The following is a 14,363-nucleotide window of genomic DNA, read 5'->3' on the forward strand; positions in this document are numbered from 1 at the left end:
CCATGCCGGCCAGCAGCCACATCACCGGCCTCCGTGCCCTCGAGATCCTCGACTCCCGAGGCTATCCGACTTTGTCCGTCACCGTGACCTTGGACAACGGCATCACAGCATCGGCATCGGTGCCGTCGGGTGCGTCGACAGGCGCACATGAGGCGGTCGAGCTCCGCGACAACAACCCCGATCGTTTCGCCGGAAAGGGTGTTCGGCAAGCCCTGCAGAACGTCGAAGGCGAGATCGGCAGCGCGATCATCGGAATGGATGTCTGCGCGCAGCCGGACATCGACCGGGTGATGATCGAACGCGATGCCACGCCGAACAAGGCGCGGCTTGGCGGCAATGCGATTCTGGGTGTTTCGATGGCGGTTGCGCGCGCCGCATCATCGGTGCTCGGGCGGCCGCTTTACGAGACGCTGGCCGGTACGACCGATCACCTCCTTCCGATGCCGTGCATGAACGTCCTGAATGGTGGCAAGCATGCCGATAGCAGCCTCGACTTTCAGGAATTCATGATCGTTCCGGTGGGAGCCTCCAGCTTCGCCGAAGCGATGCGCTATGGTGCGGAAACCTATGCCGCATTGCGCGACCTCCTCCATGGTCGCGGCCTCAAGACGGCAGTCGGCGACGAAGGCGGATTTGCCCCTAACCTCAAAAGCAACGAGGCCGCCTGCGAGTTGATCGTCGATGCGATCGAAGCTGCGGGTTATCGACCGGGCACGGACATCGCCATCGCGCTCGATCCAGCGGCATCTTCTTTCTCGGATGGGGAGCGATACGATCTGGCGCGGTCGGGCACGGGCCTGCTCGACCGCGCAGATTTGCTCTTGCTCTATGGGCGCTGGATCGACGCATATCCGATCGTATCGATCGAGGACGGGTTCGGTGAGGAAGACTGGCAAGGGTTCATCGACCAGACCGCAAGCCAGGGTAGCCGGATCCAGATCGTCGGCGACGATCTCCTGGTTACCAATCCCCGGATCATCCGGGAAGGCATCGCTCGAAAGGCTGCGAACGCAGCCCTCATCAAACCCAATCAGATCGGCACCGTCACGGAGACGATCGAGGCGGTCAGCATCTGCCACGCTGCGGGATGGAGAACGATGGTGTCGCACCGATCGGGTGAGACCACGGACGCCTTTATCGCCGATCTCGCGGTTGCGGTCGGCGCCGGGCAAATCAAATCCGGCGCACCCTGCCGGGGTGAGCGGTTGGCGAAATACAACCGGTTGATCGAGATCGAAGCCGAGCTCGGCGCCAAAGCGCGCTTCACCAATCCCTTCGTGTCGCGACTGAAGCCCCGGGCGTGACGGATATACCCTCGCTGATCGCTCCGATCGTCCTCGGCATCGTCGAGGGATTGACCGAGTTCATCCCGGTTTCCTCTACCGGCCATCTCATTTTGACCGAACGGCTGATCGGCTACGAAGGGCGGCAAGCCGGGATCATCGATGTCGTCATTCAGGTCGGTGCGATCCTTGCGATCTGCTGGTTGTACCGCGCGCGGCTCTGGTCGGTCGTCTCCGGCCTGTCGTCCGATGCCGATGCCCGCCGCTTCTCGAGAAACGTGCTGGTCGCCTTCCTCCCCTCGGTCGTGGTCGGCGGGTTGGCGCATGACTTCATCAAGCGCGTGCTGTTCTCGCCCTATGTGGTCGTGGTCAGCCTCGTCCTCGGCGGGATCGCGATCATCGCCATTGAACGATGGACGAAACGCCGGTCGGTCGAGACGGCCGACGTGGAGCATCTGTCGTCCGCGCGTGCGTTCCAGATTGGCCTATGTCAGCTCCTCTCGCTTGTTCCAGGCGTGTCGCGATCGGGCGCGACGATCATGGGCGGGGTCGCGCTGGGCATCGACCGAAAAACCGCGACCGAGTTCTCCTTCTTTCTAGCCATCCCGACGATGTTCGGTGCCGCCACGCTCGATCTCTACAAGAATCGCGAGGTGATCTCGAGCGACGATGCGATGGCGATCGGCGTCGGCTTGCTCGTATCGTTTCTCGTCGCGATGGCTGTCGTGAAATGGTTGGTCCGCTATGTCGGCCGCCACGGTTTCGAGCCGTTCGGCTGGTATCGGATCGTCTTCGGCCTCGCAGTCGCAGGCTTGCTGGTATCGGCGCGATGAGCCGATGATCGCCTACCTTGCACTCTTGGCGGGTTCTTTCGTCGCAGCGGTCGTCTCGGGTTCTGCCGGTTTCGGGGGCGCGTTGCTGCTGTTACCGCTGCTCACCCACGTCGTGGGTGTGACCTCGGCCGTCCCGCTGCTGACCATCGCGCAACTCGTCGGCAATCTTTCACGGGTTGCCTTCGGATGGCGCGCGATCCGCTGGCGACCCGTCCTCCTGTTCCTGGCGCCGGCCTTGCCCGCAGCAGCACTCGGCGCGTGGTGGTTCACGGCGCTACCCAAAGGGCTGATGGTGCGGGGCTTGGGGGTAGCGATCCTGATCTTCGTCGTCTTGAAGCTCCGCGGGTTGACCTTCACGCCATCGCCGCGCCTCCTGTTGATCGGGGGCGCAGTCGTTGGTCTTTTGTCCGGACTCGTCGGAAGCGCCGGGCTCCTGGGGGCGGCGGTTTTCCTGTCGCTCAATCTTCCGCCGCTCGCTTATGTCGCGAGTGAGGCAACGACCGCAGTGGCCATGCACATGGTCAAATGGATCGTCTACGAAAGCGCCATCTCGCTCGACGCCGACTTCTGGCCGCTGGCCGCAGGTATGAGCGCGGCGATGATCGCTGGAACGTGGGTCGGCAAGCGTGTCATCGAGCGCCTTCCCGCGCACCGTTTCCAAATGTTGGTCGCCGCTCTGCTCGCGGTGACGGCAGTCCAGATGATAGTGACGGGGTGAACGATGCCGATCTGGCTTGGCTTTTTGGTCGTGTTCCTCGGCTCCGGCGTCGGCGGCATGCTGCGCCACGGCGTCGGCATCGTGGCACTCCGTCTGATGGGGCCAACATTCCCTTGGGGGACCTTGGCCATCAACGTGGTCGGCTCGGCGCTGATGGGCATGATGATCGGCCTGTTTGCCGCCAAGAGCATCGAAAATGCGGAGTTGCGCCTGTTCGTGACGACTGGACTCATCGGGGGTTTCACGACCTGGTCGACCTTCTCGCTCGATGCCGTGACATTATGGGAGCGCGGCGAGATCGGCGCCGCGATCGGCTATGTGTTGGCAAGTCTTGTTCTTTCGGTCGTCGTTCTGGCGATTGCTCTTGTTATCACCCGAAGATGGGGATGATTCCGGAACGATCGGCGCGCGGGCCGCATTCGACTTAGAGTTTCCATCGACCTTAATCGGGACATCTTTTTCATGCTCAAATATCTCGCTGCCGGCGCGCTGGCAGTCGCCATCGCTTCCCCCGCCCTCGCTGACGACGATCGGGTGACCCCGCGCCAGCGTGCCTCGACGCTTGCCGCCTTGAAGCGGATCGGCTGCACTGCGCCACGCTCGATCGAGCGCGACGATGGTGGCTTCGAGGTCGACGACGCACGCTGCCGTAGCGGCCGCTATGACATCAAGCTGAACCGCAACTTCAAGGTCGTTTCCCGCGAAAAGCAGGACCGCGACGACGACTGATCCGACGCCTGCGCGTCTCCTCGCATCGAATAGCGAGCCTTTGGCGTTGATGCTTCAGAGGAGACGCATATGGCCGAGACCGACAAGGATGAGCCGACCACGCAGGAAACCGCGGAGATGGTCGAAGTTGGCGAAATGGTCGCCTCGGAGAAGCGTAAAGACGACCGATCGTCTCCAGAAGCGCCGGAGCCAGGGGACAAGACCGAACGTCGCGAGGATTGATCCCGTAGTCGGTTTCGGCGGTCGACAGCTAACAGCCAGCAGGCCATTGGCAGGTATTGCACAGTAGCCGCTCCGATTATCCCGTCGCGTCGGGGCGAGGTCAAACACCGCGAGGGGGTGTCGTGGTCGCGATATTCGACAAGTCCGTCGTCAGGTCGATCCCTACCCGCACAGAGGTGTCCGATAGCTGCCCGGTGGCAATGGCTCCTCGCCAGTCGGCTTGATGCTGGTGCCGAGTGACCTCAGGAACGATGGTGTTCAAGACCGATTACCGGACGCACTCGGTTGCAAGGATAGGCGACCGCCGATCGTTTTGGCCTCGTCGAATGACGGGTTCCGTCCGAAGCTGCCATTCGCAACTCGCTTCACGAACGGCTTGAGTTGGTCGGAAGCTGCCGGCCAGTTTGCGCCGGTGCCCGGTTCAACGATCTCTCTCGGCCTCGAGGGCAATAGTGGGCCGAGCGACACGAGGAAAGCGAGCGTCGGCGAGGGTTGGTCGGTTCCCTGTTTCGATCAGGGTGGCCAGCTCCCCATGAAGCGCGGCTAGTTCGGGTGTGGTCTGACCCTCGGGGAGAGTTCCAGCCTGGCGCGTTGCAAGGACGAACAGATCGACCGCGCCCGCCAGCTCAGGGTCGGCGTAGAGCGCAGTGCTTTCGCCGGCCCGCCATATCTTAGCGAGTTCTTGCGATCGCATCATGCACGCCGCGGCCGATCGGTCGACCGGCCTTGTCGTCGTCGGGGGCTTCGGCGCGGCCGCTCCCCTGCCCTCGATCGCGGCGCGGGTGATTGCCGCCATGCGGTAGCGCAGCACGCGCGTCTCGGGCGTGTCAGTCGCCGAGGGCGTATATTGCTCCTTCAAGATCGCCGTCAGTTCGGCCGTGCCCTCGGCCGGCACCGTGGCTTGCCAATCCGTCAGGGCGCGTTCTTCGGAAGCAAGGTTCGCCGGCTGGGCGATGATGAAGCGTTCCAGCAGCGGGTCATCCTCAACGTCGACAGGCAGCGGGCCGCCATGCCCGCTCGCAGCGGCATATCCGAAGGCTGCTATGGTGCTGACCTTCTCGAATCCGGCTCGGGTTAGCTCGCGATCTTCGTCCTGGTTGGCGAGGATCTGTGCGACTGCAGGCGCAAGCTGGGGCACCTCGCCGCGACCGCCCTCTCCATTGGCGACCGTCAGCTCGAAAAGCTTTTCGACGCTGGGCGCGATCGGCCGAAGCGCGTCTTTGATCGCCGCGCCATCAGCACTGACGTTTGTCCCGATGGCATCGACCATCGGCACGAGCTGATTGAAACCTTCGACCGCGACCGAGCGGCCTGCCTTCGCGTCCTCCGCGATCGCCTCCAACACCGGCACGACGGTCGCAATCTCTTCCCGGGCCTGTTGCTGACTGTCGGACAGTGCGCCCAAGACCTTCACGACGCTCTCATAACCGGCATCGGTGCGTTCCTGATTGTCGATCACTCGGCCGAGGATAGCCTCCAAGACCGGCAGAATGTCTGTCACCGCAGCTTGCCCGGCGTCGATCGTATCGAGCCGCTCGAGGATCGCTCGGTGCGAATCCTCGATACGAGAGCTGCTTTGCGTCAGTTCCGCGATTTGTCCTTGGAGCAGGGAAATCCCGTCGAGCAACGCCGCAAGAGCTACTGTGCTTCCTTCGCTACTCATCGGCTCGGTCCATCCCTATCGCGCGCCCGATCGCGTTCCTGCTGGGCCCGATCACGCTCCTGAACCTGGCGGACGATCTCATCCGCCCGGTCGGTCTCGATCGGCGCGACAGGCTGACTCGTCTTCTCGATAAGCGCGCTCAGACGCTCATTTGCCGCGTCGGGAGACTCGCCATCGTCCTTCCGCTCGGTCAGCTTGTTCGCTCTCTCAATAAGGGCCTGGAGGCGATCTGCGACCTCAAGCGGGCGCTCTGGCGGGGCTGGTTTATCAGGACTGGTCACCAAGGCAGGCGTCGCATCGCGTTGCGCAGTCTTGTCCCGCAGCGCCTTCAACCGGGCGAGCGTGCTAAGGGGTTCAGCCGGCGCAGGAGCATCAACACCACGATCGATCTTCAGCGCATCCGCCTCCCGGGCGCGGCGTCTTTCGTCCGCCTCCCGCATCGCCCTGGCCGAGTTTGCCTCGGCCTCGGGCAACGATGCGACGAACTTTTCGAGGCTCTGAGCAACCACTTGGTCGGCAAAGGACGGTGAGGTGGAAAGCTCGGTGATCGACCGCATATAGGTCGCGCGAACCGTCGCCTGCCGAGTTGCCAGAACGGACTTAACGGGGTCGGCAATACCTTGATCGAGCAGCCACTGCGCGCGATCGGCGCGGCTTACATCGATGCGCGGGACCTGCCCTTTGTCCCGCATCTTCTGTACGGCAATATGCTCATGCGTAGGGTCTAAGCCCCGCGCTCGCGTCGGGGTGGCGTTCGCCTCGATACCGCGATCGCGTAGCTTCTCGGCGAAGCGCTGCCGCCAGCGGAACAGGTCGTCGCGGTCTGGATGGAAGCGGCGACCGTCGAGATCCCGACGCGCGATCGTGATGTGAACGTGTGGATGATCGCGATCGACATGGAGGCCGGCGACCCATGATCGGTTGGCAAACTCTTCCCTCGCGAAGTCGACGGCCGCTGCCTTCAGCTTCTCCGGATCGGTCCCCGTGGGCATCGACAGGATCATCGATATTGAGGTCGCTCCCTTGCGCCGAGCGTCCCCATCCATCTCCCATTCGTGCCAGTCTTGTGCGAGGACCTGCATGTGGCGACCGTCCCGAAGAACGTCGCCATCACTCGTTTCGAGACCAAGTTCCTTCTCCGGTCCGTGACCCAAACGACTGATGTAAGCGAAGTTAGCGAGGACGTGGCCACCCCCATGTTGGCGCCCGGTGATGCGGACCATCACCTCGGGTACGCGGCGCGAGGTTCGGTCCATCGTCATCACGGCGCGACCGCTCATCCGAGCCTGATTGCCACCCCCAAAGGCGTGCTTAGCTTGGACGCTTGGCCGAGACGCTGCTGCCGACGAAGACGGCTTGGGGAACATCGAGGCGACCGCGATGCCGAGCATCGTTCCCCCGGCATTGGGCGCTTTCGGCGATCCGCCACCCGACCCCAGCCGATACTTCTTGGGGGGCGCAAAGACCCCGGCCATGGAATCCATCGTACCGGAGGAGAACCGGAAGCTCATGCTTCGCGACCCTCATGGCTCGACGTCCAATAGCCGACCTCCGCGCCGACAGAGGACGAAAATGAGCGCCGCGCCTCGAACAGCTTGGCCTTCAAGTCAGCGCACGATTCCATGAACGAACCAGCGATCCGCGCGATGTCGAGCGAGCTGCCCGGCATGTTGGCCGCATTCATGGCGTGGACGGCCTGGTTGATGTTGGCGCTCATGTTCGTAACCAGCTTTCGGGCCTTCCCAAGCTCGGTAGCCGTTGCCGGGGCGAGCCGGAGGATCGCCGCCTTGTCCCATAGCTGCCAGCGGATCGTGCGCTTGATCCACTCATTACGGGAAAGCCGAAGCGGCGCACCGACCTTCTCGATCGCCTCGATCTCACTGCGGTGAAGCCGGATCGTCACGCGGATTAGATCGTCGGGATGCCCCCTGCCCTGAAGCGGTCCGTTAGGCAGATCGTCGTTGGCAGGTGCCACCACGGCGCGGGCTAGGGTCGCCGCAATCCAGCTACTGCGCGTCTGACCGTTCGCCGTAGCGATGCGATCGATCTCCGCGACCAGCTCATCCTTCAGGCGAAGACTGACTGCCATTCAAAGCCCCGTGCAGCGGCGCCATACAAACCGATGTAATACATCGGTGCCGTATGACATATCCTGCCATCCCCTAACATACTGCTCTTATACAGCTAAACCGCTCCCTCCACAACAGAACATAGCTCAATCGACGCGGAGTGAGGCGTGAGTGGTTGGGTTTCCGGCCGATCTGAACGCCGCGCCTCGATCCTCAGTTGGACCCTCGTTCAGTCGAGCACCTTCGGCGCGCGTTGTTTGTTCGGATTTGAGCGATCCTAGGGTCAGCAATCAACCTAGCAATCTTGGACGACATCCGACATTGTGCGCGTCCGGTTCCCCCCTTTATCCGGAGTTGCCCTATGCCCCGAGCCACGCCTAAGCCGACCGACCTGTCGTCGATCGATGCCCGGCGAGAAGCCCTTCGAGCAGAACTCGCCGCGCTCGACGAACAGGCTAAAGCAGCAGAGCTCGCCGCGAAAGATGCAGGCCGACCGATCCTCCTAGCCGCCCTCGATCGGGTCAAAATCGCAACCATGGACAAGACGGACGCACGCTCAATCGCCTCGGCAATCAGTCTGCATGGCGGCCAGGTCGTCGCACAGCATCTTGCCACGCTCACCACAAGCTGACGGCGATCCCGACCCCGCTTCGGCTACTTAGCAAGCGGTCATCATCGGACTACATCTGCGCACGTGTCACCGTTGCAGGCCCTACGTGAACTCGAAATCGCAGCGGAGCGTATCCAACTCGGACCACAGATTGGCCCGGGCGTCCTGGACGCACTACGCAGTCTGCGTGGCCCGGTCGAGCGATGGCGGTTGCTGTACCTGTGGGAGTATCTTCAATTCGACGCCGCAGCCGAGCCTCGTCGGCTGATCGGCGCGCATCAAAACGCTTCGGCTGCTCTTTGGGGAATTGCACACGACCTGAAACGGGAGCTGCTGAACCCCGTCGAGTTGGCAGCCCTGGTTAGGGATAGGGGCAACGACAGCCACTGACCTGGATGACGGGCGCTACTTGGGATCAACCCAAGCCGCGCCCAGGTTAGTTAGATACGCGGCGGCAACGCTGCCCCATCCGGTTCCGGCAGTCCCATCATTCCAAAAATGTCTTTCAGGAGCAGCCCCGGAAGATCAGGGTAGCTGGTCGCTAACCCGAGCATGTTGTCCGCTGCCCTGATCTTGATCGCGACGTGGCCAAGATGGGTAGCCGGGGTCTCGAGCAGGAGTTTCCCCGCAAGCTGGTGATCTCGAGCAACGGCGTCATCGACGTCGGCCCCCTCCCCCGCTGCATCGACCGTTGCAGATCGGAGAGCCTCCGCAGCCGATCGGTATCGATGCTCCGCCTCTGTCCACCCGGTATTCCCCCGACTACGCTCGCGAGGTACGGTATCGTCAGTCATGTTCCATCCTCCAGTGATGGTTCGTGATTAGGGGGCGATCGCTGGTTGCATCCGGCGATCGTCCCCGTCCTGCCCTCCCCGGTCCCCCTCGGGACAGGCTCGAGGCCTTCCGCATATCCTGCGATATGCCGAACTCTTACCGGCAGCCGCTCGTCTTTCTGCAGCGGCGTCCGGATCGGAATCTTACTCGTTCGCCCCGGCCTTCCGGCGCTCTTCCGTTTCAAGAAGATCGAGCATGAGGCCAAAGACTTCGCCCTTGGCCATTCGATGTCGGTACGCATAGTCATCCAACCGCTCGCGATCGCCCTCGCGAAGCCGTAGGTTGTAGTGGTCCGGATACTGCGACGGCTGCCGGGCCCGTTTCTTGGGAGCGACAGGCGCTTCCGGCAATGCCGGCTTATCGGAGATGAAGCCTAGCTGCTCCCCATCCTGCTTCGCCTTATCGCGAACCTCGCGTGGAGGAGGCGCGATATAATCGCCGTCGTCACCACCGAAACTGGTGACGCCTGCGAGCCGCCCTCCAGGCTTTGCTGCTTTGTCGCTCATGCCCCTGCCCTCGCCGCGCTCAAAGTTTCGAGGACGTCGTGTGCGAAGCTGGCGGCGTTCGCACGAGCGCTTTCGATCGACGCTGCAGGTGTACCTTCAAGGGTGGCGAATGTCCCGCCTTGGGCAAACAGGCTTCGATACACCGTCCGTTCCGCGATCGACGTGGGAAGCGTGGTGATGCCTGCCCCTTCGACTCCTTCCGCTATCTGCTGCGATACGCGCGATCGAATACGTGAGCTTGCCGGCGTCCGAGTGAAAACACCGGCAAATGCGATCTCACGGCGCGCCGCTGTAGATGCTCGCCTGATGCTCTGGAACGCCCGTGCAGCCTGGTCGCTGTCCAGTACGGAGCCTTGCATCGGTACAATGGCTAGATGGGTCATCAAAAGTGCGTTCGTAACCCTTGCCGAGGCCCTGCCCTCCAAGTCGACGATCACGAACCGGGCTCGCTTTTGAGCGGCGTCGATGGTGTCGATGATCGCATCTTCGTCGACCTCTTGGACGACCTCAATATTCTCTGGCCGGCCCGGCAGGCCTGCCCATTTGACCAACGGGAAGTTCGGATCGGCATCGACGACGACGACAGACGCTCCTCCATCGGCAAGTTCAAGCGCGAGGAGCAAAGCTGCCGTTGTCTTGCCGACACCGCCCTTCGGCGAAAGCAGGGTTATGACCGGCATGGCGATCCTTTTTGTTTGTTGTGTTAACGGTAATACAATTAATCTTGCGGCTGTAGCGGTATTACAGCGAATGCTGATACCACGCGGGCATTACCGATAATAGCGGCAATCGGCGTGTTCGGCGTAATACCTATGGCACGGGTAATCCCGCTAATTCAGCTAGCACCGGTAATACCGGTGCTATCAATAATGCTAATAGAACCTGTAATCGATGTAGTGCCAATGATAGTTTGGGCGGCGCTTGGACGAGGCCCCGGCAGGGATCGGGCGTACAGGTAGTCGTTGTAATACACGTAATCAGTTTGAGGGTTGCGGCGCTCGATCGCGCTCAATGCGACGATAGATCGCTTGGCGGCTGACTCCGAGCAATGTGGCGACGTCCGCGATTGTGGAGGGCGGCTCAGAGCAGAGCAGGGCCTTCGCCTTTGTCCATTGAGCATCGCTGATGCTAGGCGGGCGGCCGAATTTAGTGCCTGCCCGTTGCGCAGCGGCGATGCCGGCCATCGTGCGCTCATGATTGGTCCCGCGTTCAAACTCGGCAAATGCGCCGAAGATTTGAAATATGAGGTTGCCGGCTGCGCTAGTCGTATCGATCACGGATTCCTTAATCGACCTGAGGCCGATACCTCGAGCCTTCATTCCTTCGACAGTCGCGATGAGATCGTAGGTCGAGCGGCTGAGGCGATCCAGTTTCCATACTACGAGCGTATCCTCACCAGACCGAGCGTAGGCGAGGGCTTCCATCAGCTTGGGCTTGATGACAGCGGCTCCGCTGATACCATCGTCCGTGAAGATCTTGGTACAGCCTGCTTCCTCGAGCGCCTCGATCTGGAGGCGGGGATCCTGGTCGTGGGTAGAAACACGGGCATAACCGATCAGCACTGTCCGAAACTCCAAACGCGGTCGCGACTTTCGGACATTAAGGAGGTTTGTCCGAAAGGAGCAATATCAAAGTTACTTTCGGACGCCGCACCAGGGGTTTTGTTACACTGACTTTCGGACGGGGGTTTCGGACGACGGCTGTCGGCGCAAAATCATTCCCCGGTTGTCGTGTCCGAAACCGATCGGTTTCGGACACGGTGGAAGCCTCAGATTTGTCCGACGGTAAAAGGTGGGGGTGCATAGGGCTTAACGGATTCAAATAGGTCGCGGGGTAGGGAGTTGCTCCGCTCTCCCTTGTAGAAGAAGGGTCGGGAACTGTGTGCGGGAGCAAATCGATGCCGAGCCCTCATGAAGCGGGGAGGGGGTCCGAGCAGCCAACCCGCGCAGGAGGGGGACCGATCCGCGTTCGCTCGCGGAGTCGAACCCGACTACATCATTCTCGGCAGCCGTAAACAATCGTACGAAATCTCTGGCGTGACCGGCCACGCCAAGTGAGCTACGCTCTGCACCGGGGGAAGCAGATGCCAGCACCGATTTTGAGTTTCCAAATCAACGATGTCGGATCGGCGGACGAAAACATTACTGCGTTCGGTGATGCGCTGGCCACGATCGATTTGGATCTATCGCCCGTGCTATGCGCCGAGTTGCCAAATATGGGACTGGGGTCGCCGGTTGATCTAGGCGCTTTGCTCGACGCACTATTCGCCGCTACCGAGCCAAAGCCCCCCACAGATCCGGCCCCGTTGAAGGCATCCGAATGAGCGGCTGGTACTTAGAACAACTTTCCATTGAAGGTTTTCGGGGCATCAATAATCAGGGGGCGCCCCTGATCCTGAAACTCAAGCCGGATCATGTGAATTCCATATCCGCCCCAAACGGGGTGGGGAAAACATCAATCTTCGATGCGATCGTATATGCCATTACAGGCCGCCTTCAAAAGTTGGATGAAATGCCGGCAGCCGAACAAGGATCCAGCTATTACCTAAACCGTTTCCATTCCGGCGGAATAGGAACCGTTGGTCTAACATTACGACCTGCCTTGGGCGGAAACGCTGTTACAGTCACGGTCACGCGCGATGCGCAAGGAAATCGCAGTGTAACTGCGACCGGGACCGCTGACGGCCCGGCTATCCTAAATGAACTGAACCGCGACTTTGTTCTACTTGATGGCAAGACGTTCCAAGAGTTTATTGAGCTGAAGCCTTTGGAACGTGGCCGGTCCTTTGCGGGCCTTCTGGGCTTGAAAAAGTATTCCACGCTGAGGCAGACCCTAGCAGGCATCTCGAACACACGCTCGTTTAACAATCATTTTTCAGTCACGGCGAAAAAGGCCGCGAAAGATAGCTCCGTCAGTGTAGCCCGACGTGAGGAAGGCATCGTCAAAGAAGCGTATGCCGCGCTTGTCGGTGAGGTTCTGGATCCTACTGAGCATGAAGCAAAATTGCTCGCGAAGGCTCATAGCGCCTTGCACGGAATCGACCTGCTCAAACCACATTGCGATGGGAAACAGTTTCACGAAATCGACCCCAGCGCCTGCATCGATGCCGCGAAAGCGAAAGAAGGGGGCGACGATAGAGAGAAGCTTTCACAGGCACTGCGTGCGGAGACCGCTTGGGCGGATGCGTCCCGTGTACTTCCAAACGCGGAGGACGCGCAGGCGCTAATTGACGTCGCGACAGCTCGTGATGCCGCGATGGCGCAGACACGCGGCGACTTGTTTCATCGTCTTTTTACCTCGAGCGAGGCGGTGCTGCTTGACGACGAGTGGTCGGACAAGACGGTCTGCCCAACGTGCGACCGTGTCGGTGACAATTCGGTTCTTGCACACGTGCAGGAAAAGATTGCTGCGTTCGATGCAGTCGAACAAGCCTCTGCCGAGGTTGCCCGGCAATGGGCAGACAAAGGGTGGGGCCAGTTGCTAGCCCTTGAGGGCTTGGCCTTAGTCAAGGGTGAACCCGCAGAACTTGCAGCAGCAAACGCGAGCGCCGTGAAAGGTATTCTGTCAGCGGAACTGGCTGCCAAGTTAACGGCGCACGTCGGGGTGCTGACCGAACGAGCGACATTGAACATGGCCAGCGTCGCCCAGCAGAAGCTTGCGTTGGAGAAAGCGTTGCCGCCGCTGTTGACAGCAGTTGTCGAAAAGGCGGAGGCGGCGCGGCGGCTGCAGAATGCATTGAAGGAGCTAAAAACTGCGCGGGGAGATATTGCCGCGAAAGAGGCCGAACTGGCGCGAATTGAACGTGTCCGAAAGTTTCTCGACCAGTCGTGCAAGAGCTTCGCGGATGCCGAGTCGAAGACAGCAACACGTCGGTTGGCCGCCATCGAGCCATCATGCCGAGAGATCTTCAAAGCCATCATGTACGAAGATGTGGTGCCGTCACTCAAGAAACGTGAAGGTAGCGAGGAGCTTGCTATTGCTCTCTCCGAGTTTTGGACGCTCCAAGATGTTTCAGCACAAGCGCTTTTATCCGAAAGCTACAGGAACGCATTTGCGATATCCGTCTATCTCGCCGCTGCATCTTTATATGGAGGAGGCGCCAAGTTCCTTGTTCTGGACGACGTGACATCGAGCTTTGATTCTGGTCATCAGCTACATTTGATGAATGTGATACGAGATACGTTCGCTCGACCGGGCGTGGCCGATGGCCCACAGGTCATTTTGCTCAGCCACGACTCGGTTTTGGAAAAGCTGTTCAATACGAACGCTCAGAGCGGCGACTGGTGGCATCAATGCATTCAAGGGACGGCGCGTACAGCGGTGCTTCCTCAATCCGGCGCAGTCAATAAGGTCAAAGAGGCGACACTGGCTCACCTTGACGCCGGAAACACCGACGACGCAGCCCCAAGAATTCGGCAGTATCTAGAATTCAAACTCCAGGAGGTCATATCGAAACTTGGTATCGCGGTCCCGAGCGATATCGCCTACCGCGTTGATCGTCAGATGCCGCAGAATTTGCTCGACGCCATTGAGGCACAGGTCGAACTCCATTCCGCCGCTGGCAAGCTTATAATGGATCCCGCCCAAGTTACTGGCATGAACGCGTCAATTGCCACGATTGTCGGAAATTACGTGACTCATTGGGCAACGGGACAGACACATACGTTCACCGCTGGCTCCCTAAGAGGCGTGATGCATGCAATTGATAATTACGCCGCTTGTTTCACGTACGAGGATCCTGCTGGATCGGGCCAGAAGCGGTACTATCGATCGTTAAGTAGGAAAACCTGATTTCCCGGCTCTCCCCAGAGCGCTGATCGGGGCAATGGCCAAAACCTATGCTTGGTTGACGCAGAGCCGGAGCAACTGGTCATTTTTAGCGAAGACACGCAGCGC

17 protein-coding genes are annotated in these 14,363 nt (G+C 60.6%); 10 read left to right on the forward strand and 7 right to left on the reverse strand.

Annotation, left to right across the window (positions count from 1 at the left end; all coding sequences use genetic code 11):
* Positions 1-2: 2 nt before the first annotated feature.
* The 6 genes from eno to OXR60_RS13505 all read left to right on the forward strand — a co-directional run bounded on the left by eno (position 3) and on the right by OXR60_RS13505 (position 3,785).
* On the forward strand, positions 3-1,304 hold the full coding sequence (eno, locus tag OXR60_RS13480) for a phosphopyruvate hydratase (RefSeq protein ID WP_267396433.1): 1,302 nt from the start codon (positions 3-5) through the stop codon (positions 1,302-1,304).
* Positions 1,305-1,309: 5 nt separating this feature from the next.
* A complete protein-coding gene (locus OXR60_RS13485) occupies positions 1,310-2,116 on the forward strand; it encodes an undecaprenyl-diphosphate phosphatase (RefSeq protein ID WP_267396471.1) in 807 nt (268 codons plus the stop codon).
* A gap of 4 nt (positions 2,117-2,120) precedes the next feature.
* A complete protein-coding gene (locus OXR60_RS13490; RefSeq protein ID WP_267396434.1) occupies positions 2,121-2,834 on the forward strand; it encodes a sulfite exporter TauE/SafE family protein in 714 nt (237 codons plus the stop codon).
* 3 nt (positions 2,835-2,837) lie between these two features.
* Positions 2,838-3,224 carry a fluoride efflux transporter CrcB gene (gene crcB, locus OXR60_RS13495; protein WP_267396435.1) on the forward strand — a complete coding sequence of 129 codons (387 nt, stop codon included), beginning with the start codon at positions 2,838-2,840 and terminating at the stop codon, positions 3,222-3,224.
* A 72-nt stretch (positions 3,225-3,296) separates the two neighbouring features.
* Entirely contained in the window at positions 3,297-3,563 is a 267-nt protein-coding gene (locus OXR60_RS13500) for a hypothetical protein (RefSeq protein ID WP_267396436.1), read from the forward strand.
* Between the two features lie 69 nt (positions 3,564-3,632).
* Positions 3,633-3,785 carry a hypothetical protein gene (locus tag OXR60_RS13505; protein WP_267396437.1) on the forward strand — a complete coding sequence of 51 codons (153 nt, stop codon included), beginning with the start codon at positions 3,633-3,635 and terminating at the stop codon, positions 3,783-3,785.
* Positions 3,786-4,206: 421 nt separating this feature from the next.
* Here OXR60_RS13505 and OXR60_RS13510 read toward each other — a convergent pair whose 3' ends face one another.
* Genes OXR60_RS13510 through OXR60_RS13520 form a run of 3 tightly spaced genes read right to left on the reverse strand, consistent with a single transcriptional unit; the run spans position 4,207 to position 7,537 of the window.
* Complete coding sequence (locus OXR60_RS13510; RefSeq protein ID WP_267396438.1) at positions 4,207-5,448, reverse strand: hypothetical protein; 1,242 nt, start codon at positions 5,446-5,448, stop codon at positions 4,207-4,209.
* A complete protein-coding gene (locus OXR60_RS13515) occupies positions 5,445-6,959 on the reverse strand; it encodes a relaxase/mobilization nuclease domain-containing protein (RefSeq protein ID WP_267396439.1) in 1,515 nt (504 codons plus the stop codon). The genes OXR60_RS13510 and OXR60_RS13515 overlap by 4 nt, the downstream gene beginning before the upstream one ends.
* Positions 6,956-7,537: a hypothetical protein gene (locus OXR60_RS13520; RefSeq protein WP_267396440.1), complete on the reverse strand. Its 582-nt coding sequence runs from the start codon at positions 7,535-7,537 to the stop codon at positions 6,956-6,958. Before OXR60_RS13520 ends, OXR60_RS13515 begins: the two co-directional genes overlap by 4 nt.
* 341 nt (positions 7,538-7,878) lie before the next feature.
* On the opposite strand from OXR60_RS13520, the gene OXR60_RS13525 reads away from it, so the two are divergent.
* The gene (locus tag OXR60_RS13525; RefSeq protein WP_267396441.1) at positions 7,879-8,148 is read left to right on the forward strand and encodes a hypothetical protein; all 270 of its coding nucleotides are present in this window, start codon (positions 7,879-7,881) and stop codon (positions 8,146-8,148) included.
* Between the two features lie 63 nt (positions 8,149-8,211).
* Complete coding sequence (locus tag OXR60_RS13530) at positions 8,212-8,517, forward strand: hypothetical protein (protein ID WP_267396442.1); 306 nt, start codon at positions 8,212-8,214, stop codon at positions 8,515-8,517.
* A gap of 50 nt (positions 8,518-8,567) precedes the next feature.
* Here the strand turns inward: OXR60_RS13530 and OXR60_RS13535 are convergent, their stop codons facing one another.
* The 4 genes from OXR60_RS13535 to OXR60_RS13550 form a co-directional block, all read right to left on the reverse strand.
* The gene (locus tag OXR60_RS13535) at positions 8,568-8,921 is read right to left on the reverse strand and encodes a hypothetical protein (RefSeq protein WP_267396443.1); all 354 of its coding nucleotides are present in this window, start codon (positions 8,919-8,921) and stop codon (positions 8,568-8,570) included.
* A 183-nt stretch (positions 8,922-9,104) separates the two neighbouring features.
* Entirely contained in the window at positions 9,105-9,467 is a 363-nt protein-coding gene (locus OXR60_RS13540) for a hypothetical protein (RefSeq protein ID WP_267396444.1), read from the reverse strand.
* Positions 9,464-10,147, reverse strand: coding sequence for a ParA family protein (locus tag OXR60_RS13545; protein WP_267396445.1), 684 nt, complete (start codon positions 10,145-10,147; stop codon positions 9,464-9,466). The genes OXR60_RS13540 and OXR60_RS13545 overlap by 4 nt, the downstream gene beginning before the upstream one ends.
* A 297-nt stretch (positions 10,148-10,444) precedes the next feature.
* The gene (locus OXR60_RS13550) at positions 10,445-11,029 is read right to left on the reverse strand and encodes a recombinase family protein (RefSeq protein WP_267396446.1); all 585 of its coding nucleotides are present in this window, start codon (positions 11,027-11,029) and stop codon (positions 10,445-10,447) included.
* A 521-nt stretch (positions 11,030-11,550) separates the two neighbouring features.
* Between OXR60_RS13550 and OXR60_RS13555 the strand changes: the two genes are divergently transcribed.
* Entirely contained in the window at positions 11,551-11,790 is a 240-nt protein-coding gene (locus OXR60_RS13555; RefSeq protein ID WP_267396447.1) for a hypothetical protein, read from the forward strand.
* Entirely contained in the window at positions 11,787-14,258 is a 2,472-nt protein-coding gene (locus OXR60_RS13560; protein WP_267396448.1) for an AAA family ATPase, read from the forward strand. The genes OXR60_RS13555 and OXR60_RS13560 overlap by 4 nt, the downstream gene beginning before the upstream one ends.
* Positions 14,259-14,363 lie beyond the last annotated feature (105 nt).

This window comes from Sphingomonas sp. GC_Shp_5, assembly GCF_026540855.1.
GTDB lineage: Bacteria > Pseudomonadota > Alphaproteobacteria > Sphingomonadales > Sphingomonadaceae > Sphingomonas.